We start from the raw sequence: 13,211 nt of genomic DNA on the forward strand, positions 1-13,211 counted from the left end.
GCGAATTCCTGGTTCTTCTCACCCGTGGAGTAAGACTTGGCGACGTTCCAATCGCCACGAATGACGGCGTACTGCTTGTTGAAGGTCGCGGTGCCACCGTCCACATAGCCCTCAAGGGCACCACCGTTGACGTTGGGCATCCAATACTGCTGCGAGGCAGTGCCGTCATCGCCGCCCTGGTTGTTCTCATTGCCGATCTCGAAATAACGGATGCCGAAGGGTTCGGGATGGCCGAGCTCAGCGCGCTTATCGGCCCAAGCAACACCACCATTGGGGTTGGTACCCTGCTCGGCGTTCAGGAACTCGACCATGTCGGCGGCGTCGAGCGCGTCACCGCGGCCGATGCCGTAGACCATGATGATCTCGGAGTTCATCTGCTCCGCGAACTCTGCGACCTCGAGCAGGCCGAACGCAGGTATAAAGCCCGCCTGGCCCTGGTTGTTATAGAAGCCGTGGATCTGCGGGGTGCGCTCAATCTCTTTGGTGCTGGGATCGAGGTCGCCAATGGACTCGGTCCACACGTAGTTATTGGAGATTGTGCCGCCCGGGTAGCGCAGGGAGCCAAAGCCCGCCTGCTTGTAGAGCGCGGCGAAGTCGTCCTTAACGGTGCCGTCCGCGTTCACGGTGCCATAGCCGTAGTTGGAATACCGATGGTTGATGCCAAAGAGCGAATCATCGATGTCGCGGCCCACGGCGGACGGGTCGATGTTGATTGTGGCACCCAGCGCGCGCACGGCGGCGACTGAAGCGGCCAGCTCGGCCTTGGCAGCCTTCATGGCCTCGACGTCCTTGCCCTCTATGGCAGCATTCGCCTTGTCGATAGCGACCTTGAGAGACTGGTACTCGGCAGCGTCCTTGGTAGAGGCGTCGTCGTAAAGCTTTTGCGCAGCTTCAACATCGCGCGCGAGCTCGTCGGCGATGGTGATGTCGCCGTACGAGGCATAGAGCTGTTTGACCTGCTGCTCGGTCAGGACGGTATCGAAGACGCACAGCTCGTCGATTTTCCCTTGGAAGCGGGACATATCGTTGGGGTTCTTGTGCTCGCCGATGATGAGCTTCATCATGCCGGCGGGAAGATTCTCCGACCAAGCGCCTGCGCCCGTCTTTTGACCATTCACATAAAGCGTCACATTGCGGGGATCGCCAGTTTTAGTAAGAACGAGGTGCTCCCAGCTGCCGCGCTTGGGATCGTTGCCCAAAGGAATATCGTTACCACCGACGTACGAGACGAACTCGCCATTAGCGCGCTGATACAAGAGCGTACGGCCTTGATCGGCGAACTGGAGCAACGCTGTCTTCTCGCCAGGGTTCTTGTCATCGGACTTGACCCACAACGAGATGGAGTACTTCTGCTGAGAGTCAACGGCCTTATCGACGCTGACATCGAAGTCCTTGGTCTTATCGGCCAGACTGAGCGAGTCGCCGAGCGCCGTTAGATCACTCGCCTCGACCTTTGCGCCCTCGCCGCTTACCGTCAGCTTGAGATCCTTCTTGGTGCCCTCGTTGACGTAGGTGCCGTCCTCGCCCTTCTTTTCAAACGACCAGTAGCCTTGGGCGGTCTGGGGCGTCACCGTTTGTTCCGCCATCGCCGGAGGGACCGCAAACACGCACGTCGCCGTGACCGCGACGCCCGCGAGCGCGTACGCGATCACATGACGCGGACGCCCTAACAGGTTGCGAAATAACGGACGCCCCGCCATCTCGAAGCTCTGCCTTCTTCCCATCTGTCTCCCATCAACCTTGCTGCATGCGCAGCCCAGCATATCCGGCCCAATGTAACGAACATTTTCGAACAATATGTCCGCATTTCGATTAACGGTCGGTAATTCCATCGCAACGGTAGGTTGAAATGGAGGGAGTTTATTGTGCTGGAATTAATGGTGTTTTAAATCAAAGCAGCACATGGGGAATGCGCAACAAGAGATAGATGCGCAGCATTAGATTGTTCAAACCAGTCGAACATCTTCAAACACATATAACCCCCTCTCCATGTCAAGAGGAGGGCATCTCGTGAATCGTTCGTCTGCCATCCTGTCGAACATACTGGACAAAAATACCCAGTTTTTGTCCAGTATGTTCGACAAAACGACGCCGTTTAAAATGCCGACGAACATGACGAAGCCGCCCCGTTCTCGAGCAACGATACGCAAGATGTAGGGCAGAACGCATAGACCCTAAAGCGCCCCTCCCCCACCACAGCCCATGCAAGGCCGAAAACGCAGGAATCCCCCGGCGGATTCCTAAGCGAACATTCCGCAGGCCGCAGGCCGAGGACGTTCGCGTGGAACCGCCGGGGGATTCCGGTGGGAGTTTAGGCCTTACGGCTTAGTACATGCCGCCGCCCTGGGCACCCGCGGTGGCAGCCGCGATGGCGTCCTCGAGCTGGGTGTTCTTCGGCACGTCGGTGACGGTGGCCTCGGTGATGAGGATGAGGCTCGCCACGGAGGCTGCGTTCTGCAGAGTGGTACGGGTGACCTTGACCGGGTCGAGCACGCCCATGTCGATCATGTTGCCCCACTCGCCGTTGGCGGAGTTCAGGCCCTCGCCCGCGGGGAGCTCGGAGACCTTGTCCACGATGACGGCGCCCTCGTAACCAGCGTTCTTGGCGATGGTAGCCACCGGAGCGGTGAGCGCCTTCTTGATGATGTCGATACCGATCTGCTCCTCGGGGTCAGAGACCTCGAGACCCTCAAGCGCGGGCAGGGCGTCCATGAAGGCGACACCGCCGCCAGCGACGATGCCCTCCTCGACGGCCGCGCGGGTGGCCTGCAGGGCGTCCTCGACGCGGTGCTTGATCTCCTTGAGCTCGGTCTCGGTAGCGGCGCCGACCTTGATGACGGCAACGCCGCCGGAAAGCTTGGCGAGGCGCTCCTGGAGCTTCTCACGGTCGAACTCGGAGTCGGTGTGCTCCATCTCGCCCTTGATGGCGGCCACGCGGTCGGCGATGGCCTCCTTGGAGCCGGCGCCGTCGACGATGGTGGTGTTGTCCTTGGTGATGGTCACGCTCTTGGCGGTACCGAGCATCTCGGCGGTGATGTCGGCGACCTTGATGCCGAGCTCGTCGAGGGCTGCCTGGCCGCCAGTGAGGACGGCGATGTCCTCGAGCATGCGCTTGCGACGATCGCCGTAACCAGGAGCCTTCACGGCGCAGACGTTGAGGGCGCCGCGGATCTTGTTCAGGACGAGCGTCGGCAGAGCCTCGCCGTCGATGTCCTCGGCGATGATGAGCAGACCCTTGCCGGCGCGGGAGACGGCCTCGAGCACGGGCATGATGTCCTGGACGTTGGAGATCTTCTGGTCGGTGATGAGGATGTAGGGATCCTTCATCACGGCCTCCATGCGGTCGTTGTCCGTGACGAAGTACGCGGAGACGTAGCCCTTATCGAACTGCATGCCCTCGACGGTGTCGATGGTGATATCGAAGGTCTGGGAGTCCTCGACGGTGATGACGCCGTCCTTGCCCACAACGTCCATGGCGTCGGCGATCTTGGCGCCGACCTCGGGGTCGCCGGCGGAAATGGTGCCGACGGACGCGATCTGCTCCTTGGTCTCGACCGGCTTGGCGAGGGCCTTCATCTCGGCGACGGCGGCGTTGACGGCCTTGTCGATACCGCGGCGGATGGCGAGCGGGTTGGCGCCGGCGGCGACGTTCTTGAGGCCGTCGTTGACGATGGCCTGGGCCAGCAGCGTGGCGGTGGTGGTGCCGTCACCCACGGTGTCGTTGGTCTTGGTGGCAACCTCCTTCACCAGCTGAGCGCCCATGTTCTCGATGTTATCCTCGAGCTCGATCTCCTTGGCGACGGAGACGCCGTCGTTGGTGATGGTGGGAGCGCCGAAGGAGCGCTGCAGTGCCACATAGCGGCCCTTGGGGCCCATGGTGACGGTGACGGCGTCGGCCAGGGTGTTGACGCCCTTGGCGAGCTTGGCGCGGGCGTCGGTGTCGAACGTAATGTTCTTTGCCATTGTTCAATCCTCCAAATGGGTGAAATTGCATGCCGTCTGCGGCTGAGTCGCGCACCGCAGCGGCGAGAACGAGTACCACGCCTCAATTTAGGGACAGGCACTAAATTGAGGTCCGGAGATGCTACTCGACGACGGCGTAGATGTCGTCGGCGCGCATGAGGAGGTAGTCCTCACCGTCGACCTTGATCTCGTTGCCACCGAACTTGCCGTAGATGACAACATCGCCCTCGTGAACGTCGAGCGGCAAGCGCTCGCCCTTGTCGTTGAGCTTGCCGGCGCCCACGGCGACGACGGTACCGCGCTGCGGCTTCTCCTGGGCGTTGCTGGCGATGTACAGGCCAGAAGCGGTCTTCTGCTCAGCAGCGTCGGGCTTGATCAGAACGCGATCTGCAAGCGGCTTCAAAGACATGTTCGTCTCCTCCTTTGCTGGCACCTTGGTTCCACACCAAGGCCCATGCGGTTTGTGTACGCGATGAATAGTACCCAGCTTCCAGAAGTTATACAACGGAACTTCAAAAAATCTTATAAACCGGCACTTAGATTTCCTGAGCGCTCACTGGGTATCGCAAGGACGCGATCGAGCATCGATTGCTTTCCGGACGTCTGAAGGCGTTTTAGGACATTTTGACCCCATTTCCGGACATTGTCCGCAAAGGCGTGCATCTTGCCGATGAACCCCAGTCGCCCACCGCTAGCTAACCGTTCACGAGCATGGACAATCCATGCAGAACACCTCGGCAACCCTTACCGCTCGTAGACCCGTTGACCACCCACGTAGGTGACAAGCACCTGCGCAGATTGGATCTCCTCCGGGCCGCACGCGGTGATGTCGCGGTCCAACACCACGAAGTCAGCCAGGTAGCCGGGCGCAATTTGACCGAGCTCGTGCTCGCGGCCCACCGCCGCGGCGCTGCCTGCAGTGTAGATGCGCAGGGCCTCGGCGGCGCTGATGCGCTCGCCCGGCAGCCATCCACCCGCGGGCTCATGCGTGAACGGGTCCTGGCGCGTCACGGCACAGTACAGCACGTCCATGCTGGTCACGGCCGTGATGGGTGAATCGGTGCCAAAGGCCTGTTCAACACCGCGGTCCTCATAAGTCGCAAAGGGCCACATGACCCGGCTGCGCTCCTCGCCCAGGTCGCGCTCGGGGCCACCCGGGTCCAGCGTGATGTGACCGGGCTGGGAACTCGCCAAAATGCCGAGCTCGGCCAAACGATCGATGTCCGCGGGCAGCAGGTTCTCTAGGTGCTCCAACGTGTTACGGCCCTGCATAGGAGCACCGTACCAAGCCAGCGCCTCCTCAAAGATGTCGAGCGCCTCGTGGATGGCGCGGTCGCCGATGGTGTGGATGCGCACGGAGTGACCGCGCTCGGCGGCCGCCAGCACTAGCTCGCGCATACGGTCGGCCGGCACCGTGGGGCGCCCGCAGTCTCCCTCAAACCGTGCGTTCGCGTACGGCTCGGTCAGCCACGCGGTATGCTGGCTGCTCACGCCGTCGAAAAACTGCTTGAAACCCGGAGCACGCAGAAACGGGAACTCGTCGCCCGCATAACGATCCTGCAGGTCTTCCAGACGCGACTGGTCGTCCAGTAGCGTGGGGTACATGTGCACGCGCAGAGTGAGCTTGCCCTCGCGCGAGAGCTTCTCGTATACATCGTCGCGAATGAAGTCGCAGCCGGGATGCGGCATGAGCGCCATATCGCAGATCGAGGTGATTCCCTGCTCCGCCATGCGGTGCATCTGAGCCTCGTAAGCGGAGGCGATGTCCTCCTCGGTGAGCCATTCGAGGCACCGAGGAAGCAGTTCCATCGCAGCTGCCTCGCGGATGATGCCCGTGAGCTCGCCGTTCTCGTCGCGGTCATAGCTGCCGCCCTGCGGGGGCACGGAATCGCGGTTCACGCCGAGGGCCTCGAGAGCGCGCGTGTTCATCCACAGCGTGTGGCCGTCGCCCGAGTACATCGCGCACGGACGAGTGGGAAACGCCTCATCGAGCGAGTGCTTGGTGGGCGGCACGGGTGGGTCCCAACGGTAATCGCGCCAACCCTGCGTGACCACCCAGGCGTGATCGGGCAGCCCAGCGGCGAACTCAACGGTGCGCGCCACGAGTTCGGCCTCGCTTTCGCCCATGTGCATGAGCAGGTACGGGGATGCGCCAAGCGCGGTATGAAAGAAATGCAAGTGGGCGTCGTGAAAGCCAGGGCAGATGAAGGCGTCGCCGAAGTCGAGCACCGGCGTGTCGGGCACGCAGGCGGCGATCACGTCGGCGGGTGCGCCTACGACGACGATGCGGTCGCCTGCCACGGCAAACGCTAGGGGCCGCGCCGCGTCCTCCCCCACCTCACTCGTGAACACCCTGGTAGATGTGATCACATAGTCGACCTGACCGATTTCCATCTTGCGCTCCTGCCCACATATCGGATTGTATCTACTTGAAATTGTTGGGCAAATACCCCGGAAACGCAAACCACCTATGCCCAAGGCGGGTTTGCCTATGCCCCGGCGCAAACTACCTCTGCCCCGATCGGGTTTGCCTATGATTATCTGCCGTTTCCCACGTTCAAATGGAAGAGAATCATAGGCAATCTCGGTAGGCATGGGTTGCGTTCCGGTAGGCACAAGTTGAATCTTGGGATGCGTGGACTGAAAAAAACAGGTCAGATGCGCGAAGCATCTGACCTGCTGATTTCGATGGAGCCAGCGACCGGGCTCGAACCGGTGACCCCCGCTTTACGAGAGCGGTGCTCTGCCAACTGAGCTACGCTGGCGGTTCCATGCGCGATACGGCATGACCATACCGACGGTTGTTTATAGTACGTGGAAACCGTCGGCGGCGCAAGCCCCTAGTGCCGCTTCCTAGAAAAATCTGCCATTGCATTGCAAGCCGCGAGTACGGCGCAGGAAGTGCCGAGACCAGCCGACTCGCATCAGTGGCAAGCAGGCCCAAAACCTAGGACACACACTGGAGGCAAACCGCACCGCGACCCGGGGAAACGCTACATGCGTGCGAGCACGCCGAGGGCGAGCGCTTGCATGGCATCAGAGGCGGCATCCGCCGCCTCGAGCACTTCGGCATGCCCACCACCCGGGCAACCCGCTTTATTGGTCACAAGCGTAATGCCAAGCACCTCCATGCCCAGCGCACGTGCCATAATCGTCTCGCACACGGTGGACATTCCCACGTAGTCGGCGCCGAGCGCATCGAGCATGCGAACCTCCGCAGGCGTCTCATAGTTGGGGCCCAGCAAGCCGGCATACGTACCTTCCGCGAGTTCCATTCCCAGCTCCGCCGCCGCCTCGCGCGCCAAGCCGGAGAGATACGAAGAATACGCGCCCGCCATGGAAACGAAGGGGCTATCGAGTCCGGCTGCCGCGACGCCGGCGGGCGTTGCAAGCGGATTGCGCCCCGTGAGGTTCAGCTGGTCGCTAATGATGCCGACCGTTCCCGGAGCGATGTCGCCAACCGCGCCCGAAGCACAGCTCAAGACAATGCTGCGGCATCCCAGTTTATGGGCATGACGAACCAGGGACGTCACCTGAAGGGCATCGTATCCTTGATACATATGAACACGGCCGGGGTACACGACCACTGGAACGCCATCGAGCTCACCCACGAGCACCGTGAAACGATGGCCCTCAACGGGAATCGCCTCGGGGGGAAATCCGTCGATGTCGCTGTACGGGATATGACGCACAACGCGCACCCGCTCACCCAAAGAGCCAAGGCCGCTGCCCAACACAATCGCAACGGGATGCTCCATGGTGGGCTTGCAATGTGCCGTCATCTTCTCAAACGTCTCGCTCATGAGTCGTCCTTTCTTCTTACCCGGTGAACGCGCGGGGACCATGGGTGCATGATCTGAACCGCGATCTTGCAGTCGTGCGATCACCTTGGGAACCATATGCCCAGCATAGCAAGATGCCCGGCGGCCGCCTCGGGCAAACCCGTGAGCGGCGCACCGGGCATCCGGGCGGTCATATGGAGGCTCTACATCTAAGCGAACAGACCATAGAGCGTGATATTCGCCTTGGCAAACAGGCCATTTACGTACGCGGTCCAATCCTGGTTGGCGCTAGAGGCCTCAGTCGCATAATCCTGATACGCGGCGGCGTAGGCCTTCTGCGCCTGCTCATAGGTGGCAGTCTGGCCGTCAAAGTCGTCCCCACTAAACGCCGTAGCGTACGTACCGTCGGAGTCGGCCCACGCACCAGCCTCCTCATCCCATTCATCTCCCGCGAGGTCGAGGATATAGGCGGCGTAGTCGGCGGTCGCCGTCGTGCTATCGCCGTCCGCCGGCTCCTCGGGCGCAGTTGGAGCGGCGGGAGCATTCTTCACGATGGTGCCGTAGAGCTTTTGAATGGTCGCCTGCTGACGAACGATATCCTGGGCCTGCTCCTCCGTGACCTGATACTGGCTCGCAATCGTCTCGAAATCGGAGGTGCCCAGGGACTGCTCGGCAGCCGCGGCGAGCTCGGAGTCGTCGACGGTCAGACCCTGCTTCTCAGCTGCCGCAAGGAGCACCTGGTTGCGGGCATAGGAGAGGATGACCTCGGCAGAGGGCGCAGGGTAGGTGTCGTCATCGCCCTTGACGCTATCGAGGCTGTACTGGCTCTCGATGGCCTCGCGGGCAGAGACCTTGTGGGTGCCGCCGTCGATGGTCCAGGCGGCGACGGTGGTGTCGAGCTGGTCTTCGGTGAGCGTGGCGGAACCCGTCCCCTTCTGGCCGAATCCACCCGAGCCAATCACATAGCCCACGATGGCGGCGGCGACCACGGCAATAACGGCTAGGGCGATATAGAGCTTATGACGCTTACCCGGACCGCCCGCAGATCCATTCGTTGTGGAGACGCCGTCGGAATCCGCATCGAGCTCAACGTCCGCATCCTCATCGGCGGCATCGAGCAGCTCGGGGTCGGCTTCGAGCTCGCGCTCGGCCTCCGCCGCCGCGGTCTTGCCCGAGATGTCCTCTGCAGTCGGACCGTCGTGCAGCTCCACGAACGGACCATCCGCCTCCGGCTCCGGCCCCTCGCCCTGACCAATGACCTCGATGCCGTCAATGTACTCGTTATCTTCGGAATCGTCCTTCTTCATGACCAGACCCATGCGGTCCGCTCCCTTCTATCGATGCAATGTATTACGAAATATGCGCGATGACGGCGTCGGCGTACGCCTGCGTCCCCACGGCTCCCTCGGTGCTGCCGGTGAGCGCGCGCTGCACGTCGCCCGTAACCTGCGTGCCCTCGGCAAGCGTGGCGCGAACGGCGGCGCGGATCTTCTCGGCGGCCTCGCCCTCTCCCAGATGATCGAGCATCATCGCGGCGGAGAGAATCTCAGCCGTGGGGTTGGCGATATCCTTGCCGGCGATATCGGGTGCGCTGCCATGCGTGGGCTCAAAGATGGCAGCCTCGGTGCCGATATTGGCACCAGGGGCCATGCCGAGGCCACCCACCAGGCCGGCGCACAGGTCGCTCACGATGTCACCGTAGAGGTTGAGGCACACGAGCACGTCGAAATCGTGCGGCTCCTGGACGAGGCCCATGCACGTCGCGTCGACGATCTTGTCGTTGAACTCGATATCGGGGTAGCGCTCGGCCACCTCGCGCGCGATGCGCAGGTACAGGCCGTCGGTCGCCTTCATGATGTTGGCCTTGTGCACGCACGTGACCTTCTTGCGGCCGCAGCGACGGGCGTATTCGAAGGCGTATTCCACGATGCGCTTGCAGCGCGCGATGGAGATCGGCTTGATGGAGATGGCGGAATCGGGAGCGAACGTCTTCTGACCGGAGGCCTCTACGAGCTCGCTCAGCTTCTGCACCTCGAGAGCACCCTCGTCAAACTCGATGCCCGCATAGAGGTCCTCGGTGTTCTCACGTACGATAACAAGGTCGACGTCGCGGTAGCGCGAGCCGTCGCCGGGCTGCGACAGGCAGGGGCGCACACAGGCGTACAGGTCGAACTCCTTGCGCAGGGCGACGTTGACGCTGCGGAAACCCGTGCCCACGGGAGTGGTGATGGGCCCCTTGATGGCGACCTTGGTGGCGCGCACCGCCTCGAGGACGTGCTCGGGCAGCGGGGTGCCAAACTCATCCATCACACCGGCGCCGGCGTTCTGCACATTCCAATTGATCTGGACGCCAGTCGCCTCGACCACGCGGCGCATGGCGCTCGTGATCTCGGGGCCGATACCGTCACCGGGAATCAACACAACATCGTGGGCCATGGTCTACTCCTCGTCCTCATCGTCGGCTTCGCTCTTCTTGGCACGGGCCTTTTTCTGCGGGTTGTCGAGCTTGAAGCGCTTAACCAGCGCATCGTATATCTCGCGCGAGCGCACGCGCAGATAGCTCCCCTTGCCGTTCTCGGCATCGAACTGCAGGCGACCGGCGAGCTCGGCGGCGACGGTGCCGGCGATTTGCCCGTGTGCAAAGGCGAACAACAGGGCGAGCATGTCGCGGTACTCAAGGTCACCGTGGTAGCACTGGATTGCCTCGTCAATGATGGGCCAGACCTTCTCGGAACGACGGCGCTCCGTAGCGCCCCACACCGTCAGGAAACGGAAGGCGGACAAGCGTAGAGGGGCGGAGATCTCGTCGAACAGGGCCGACTCGGCACCCTCGTAGGCGGCTCCGCACTCCTTTGCGTGCTCGGGGGCGAGCAGGGTCAATGCGTCGAGAATCTCCCAACGGGTCTGAGCCTCCGGGCGGTACAGCGCGTCGATGAGCTGCTCAATGCAGGGCACAAGGAGTGCGGGGTCGCGCTGGGCGAGCAGGTTGACCACACGGGCGGCAAGCTGTCGCGTACGACGGCTCGAGCTCGACAGGTCCTCAATGAGGGCGGAGAGGGCGTCGGCGCTCCCCTCGGCGCTTGCAAGGCGCGCGGCCTCCTCGGGGGTCAGTTCGACGGCGGAATCTTCTGCCATGTGCATACCTCGTATCTTTCTTATCCAACTAACGCGACACTATCAAAAGCGCAGAGCGCTTATTCACGGGTGGAAGCGCCCTTCTTGTCGACCGAGATGAGGTCGGGGCCCGCCTCGCCAGTCTTACGACGGCGACGATACGCCTCGCCGTTACCCTTCTCGGCAACCTTTCGATGACGGCGGTTGACATCCATAAAGTTATCAAGCCACTTCCAGGGACCGACGGACTCACCAAAACCCATCTTGAGCCCAGCGATTGCCCCCGCGAGCACACCCATGGCGCACACCTGGATAAGCGGTACCGCAACGAGGGTCACCAAGAGCACCACACCCACGAGCATCCCGAGATTGCAGAGCCAGTAGGCCTTGGCAGTGACGATGCGCTTGCCCCAGCCGTCTCCGAGCAAGAAGCCAATGTAGACGGCAAAGCCGAACACCAATACATTGACGATGGCGAATGCCCAATCTGCCGGCATCTTCACCTACTCCTCGTGGTGGCCGTGGCCGCACTGGCACTCGTGGCCCTCACCGTGGCCGTGACCCTCGCCGTGCCCATGGCCGCACTGGCACTCGTGGCCCTCACCGTGGCCGTGACCCTCGCCGCCGCAGCAGCACTCGTGGCCGTGCCCCTCGTGATCGTGATCGCAGCCGCAATCACAGCCCTCGTCGTGCTCGTGGGCTGCCGTGTAGAGCGACCAGTCCAGACCGGCGGCCACGGCATCCGCCTCCTCCTGGTACAGCAGGGTGATCGCCTGGGTGCCCATGCGCCCGCCACCGATCGCGTCGAGCATATCGTAGAGGGTGAAGGCGGTGTCGGCGCCGGGAAGCGCGAGTTCCTTCTCTTCGGCAACCGAGAGGGCAAGGCCCAGATCCTTGAGGAAGTGCTCCACCAGGAAACCGGGCTTGTAGTCACCATCGAGCGCCTTGGGGGCAAGAGCCATCATGGCACCGGTGCTACCGGTACCGGAGCAGATCATCTCGCGGACCTGCTCGACGTCGAGGTCGTTCTGCTGCGCGAAGGACAGCGCGTCGGCCATGCCCACCATGGAGCTGGCAAGTGCGACCTGGTTGGAGAGCTTTGCGGCCTGGCCCTTACCCGCGCCGCCAAAGCAGAAAATCTTGCTGGTGAAGGTCTCAAGCACCGCGCGAACGGGTTCGATGTCGCGCTCGGTCGCGCCCACGATGGCCGTGAGCGTACCGGCGATCGCGCCGCCCTCCCCTCCCGTCACGGGGCAGTCGAAGGCGTGCTTGCCGCAGACCTCGGCGGCCCCGGCGATATCGCGGGCGAGTTCGGGCGCGCTCGTGGTGAGGTCGATGAGGTACGCCCCATCCTTGGCGGTCGCAAGCAGGCCGTCGCCGGCGAGGTAGATCTCCTCAACATCGGTGGGGAAGCCGACCATGGTGAAGACGACATCTGCATCCTTGGCCGCCTCGGCCGGGGAATCCGCCCATGTGGCTCCCTTGGCAATGAGACCTTCTGCCTTGGTCTTGGTGCGGTTGAAAACGGTGAGCGGATAGCCGGCATCCATGATGTGGCCGGCAATGGGCGCGCCCATGATACCGGTACCAATGAACGCGACCTTGAGCTTCTTAGACATATCTCGACTCCTTCACAGGGCTGTCTTTCAACAATGTTTTTGGGTGTGCCATTTGGGAATAGTGGCGAGGGCTACTCGCCGCGAACGCGGTTGGCAATACGGTCGGTGAGCGATATCTTCTCGGCGCGGTTCTTGCCCCAAAAGACGAGTGCCACCATCCCCGGCCCAACGTGCGCACCGATGGTGGGCCCCACCGATCCGCGCAAGATCGTGAGGTCCTCACAACCGGGCTCCTTACGAACGGCGGCCTCAAGCCAGTCAGCGTCCTTCTCGGCATCGGACGATACGATCGTCAGGGGCAGCGTGGGATCGAGCTCGTAATTCTCCCTAAACGATTTGACAAGCGACTTAAGCGCCTTCTTGCGTCCGCGGTTCACGCCGATGAGCGATAGCGAGCCCGCAAGATCGAAGGATAGCTCGGGCTTGATATCCAGCTTGGACGAGAGCGATGCGGCGGCAGGAGGAATGCGACCACCGGCAGCGAGGGCATCAAGCCCGTCGAGCGTAAAGTACCCGTGGACGTATGTCTTGGCTTCGTCCGCCCAATCGGCGAGCTGGCGAGCGTTCAAGCCCGCGGCACGCTGGCGCACAGCCTCCATGGCGAGCAGCTCGCCGCACGAACACGGCAAAGCATTATCGACGACGTACAGCTCGAAATCGGGATGCTCCGCGCGCACCTGTTCGGCTGCCCGACACGCGGAGTTGTAGCTCGATGACAGGGCGCTCGTAAAGC

At 62.3% G+C, this 13,211-nt stretch carries 11 protein-coding genes and 1 tRNA gene; all 12 read right to left on the reverse strand.

Features of this window, described 5'->3' with window-relative positions:
* Positions 1-1,724 (reverse strand): LamG-like jellyroll fold domain-containing protein (locus ACT8II_RS03040; protein ID WP_443812979.1); only part of this gene is annotated, 1,724 nt, incomplete at its 3' end.
* A gap of 601 nt (positions 1,725-2,325) precedes the next feature.
* Positions 2,326-3,963 (reverse strand): chaperonin GroEL, encoded by a 1,638-nt coding sequence (groL, locus tag ACT8II_RS03045; RefSeq protein WP_304291417.1) that lies wholly within the window; start codon positions 3,961-3,963, stop codon positions 2,326-2,328.
* A gap of 121 nt (positions 3,964-4,084) precedes the next feature.
* Positions 4,085-4,372, reverse strand: a complete 288-nt coding sequence (groES, locus tag ACT8II_RS03050) for a co-chaperone GroES (RefSeq protein ID WP_118652629.1) — start codon at positions 4,370-4,372, stop codon at positions 4,085-4,087.
* A 335-nt stretch (positions 4,373-4,707) separates the two neighbouring features.
* Positions 4,708-6,357 (reverse strand): amidohydrolase, encoded by a 1,650-nt coding sequence (locus ACT8II_RS03055; RefSeq protein ID WP_304291421.1) that lies wholly within the window; start codon positions 6,355-6,357, stop codon positions 4,708-4,710.
* A gap of 295 nt (positions 6,358-6,652) precedes the next feature.
* A tRNA-Thr gene (locus tag ACT8II_RS03060) sits at positions 6,653-6,728 on the reverse strand.
* Between the two features lie 228 nt (positions 6,729-6,956).
* Positions 6,957-7,766 carry a purine-nucleoside phosphorylase gene (locus ACT8II_RS03065; protein ID WP_118652625.1) on the reverse strand — a complete coding sequence of 270 codons (810 nt, stop codon included), beginning with the start codon at positions 7,764-7,766 and terminating at the stop codon, positions 6,957-6,959.
* Positions 7,767-7,954: 188 nt separating this feature from the next.
* Positions 7,955-9,064, reverse strand: coding sequence for a hypothetical protein (locus tag ACT8II_RS03070; protein WP_118652623.1), 1,110 nt, complete (start codon positions 9,062-9,064; stop codon positions 7,955-7,957).
* A 31-nt stretch (positions 9,065-9,095) separates the two neighbouring features.
* Positions 9,096-10,181 carry an isocitrate/isopropylmalate dehydrogenase family protein gene (locus ACT8II_RS03075; RefSeq protein WP_294122018.1) on the reverse strand — a complete coding sequence of 362 codons (1,086 nt, stop codon included), beginning with the start codon at positions 10,179-10,181 and terminating at the stop codon, positions 9,096-9,098.
* A gap of 3 nt (positions 10,182-10,184) precedes the next feature.
* Complete coding sequence (locus ACT8II_RS03080) at positions 10,185-10,880, reverse strand: hypothetical protein (protein WP_443812980.1); 696 nt, start codon at positions 10,878-10,880, stop codon at positions 10,185-10,187.
* 59 nt (positions 10,881-10,939) lie between these two features.
* The gene (locus ACT8II_RS03085; RefSeq protein WP_302741291.1) at positions 10,940-11,356 is read right to left on the reverse strand and encodes a hypothetical protein; all 417 of its coding nucleotides are present in this window, start codon (positions 11,354-11,356) and stop codon (positions 10,940-10,942) included.
* A gap of 6 nt (positions 11,357-11,362) precedes the next feature.
* Positions 11,363-12,478, reverse strand: a complete 1,116-nt coding sequence (locus tag ACT8II_RS03090; RefSeq protein WP_304291427.1) for an NAD(P)-dependent oxidoreductase — start codon at positions 12,476-12,478, stop codon at positions 11,363-11,365.
* A gap of 71 nt (positions 12,479-12,549) precedes the next feature.
* Positions 12,550-13,211 (reverse strand): DegV family protein (locus ACT8II_RS03095; protein ID WP_443812981.1); only part of this gene is annotated, 662 nt, incomplete at its 5' end.

Origin of the sequence: Collinsella sp., from assembly GCF_052346665.1 — a bacterium.
Taxonomy (GTDB): domain Bacteria; phylum Actinomycetota; class Coriobacteriia; order Coriobacteriales; family Coriobacteriaceae; genus Collinsella.

Excerpts from the sequence above, each read along its gene's own strand:
- ACT8II_RS03070 (WP_118652623.1), bottom strand. The coding sequence starts at position 9,064 with ATGGGTCTGGTCATGAAGAAGGACGATTCCGAAGATAACGAGTACATT.
- groES (WP_118652629.1), bottom strand. The coding sequence starts at position 4,372 with ATGTCTTTGAAGCCGCTTGCAGATCGCGTTCTGATCAAGCCCGACGCT.
- ACT8II_RS03090 (WP_304291427.1), bottom strand. The coding sequence starts at position 12,478 with ATGTCTAAGAAGCTCAAGGTCGCGTTCATTGGTACCGGTATCATGGGC.
- ACT8II_RS03085 (WP_302741291.1), bottom strand. The coding sequence starts at position 11,356 with ATGCCGGCAGATTGGGCATTCGCCATCGTCAATGTATTGGTGTTCGGC.
- ACT8II_RS03065 (WP_118652625.1), bottom strand. The coding sequence starts at position 7,766 with ATGAGCGAGACGTTTGAGAAGATGACGGCACATTGCAAGCCCACCATG.
- ACT8II_RS03075 (WP_294122018.1), bottom strand. The coding sequence starts at position 10,181 with ATGGCCCACGATGTTGTGTTGATTCCCGGTGACGGTATCGGCCCCGAG.
- groL (WP_304291417.1), bottom strand. The coding sequence starts at position 3,963 with ATGGCAAAGAACATTACGTTCGACACCGACGCCCGCGCCAAGCTCGCC.
- ACT8II_RS03080 (WP_443812980.1), bottom strand. The coding sequence starts at position 10,880 with ATGGCAGAAGATTCCGCCGTCGAACTGACCCCCGAGGAGGCCGCGCGC.
- ACT8II_RS03055 (WP_304291421.1), bottom strand. The coding sequence starts at position 6,357 with ATGGAAATCGGTCAGGTCGACTATGTGATCACATCTACCAGGGTGTTC.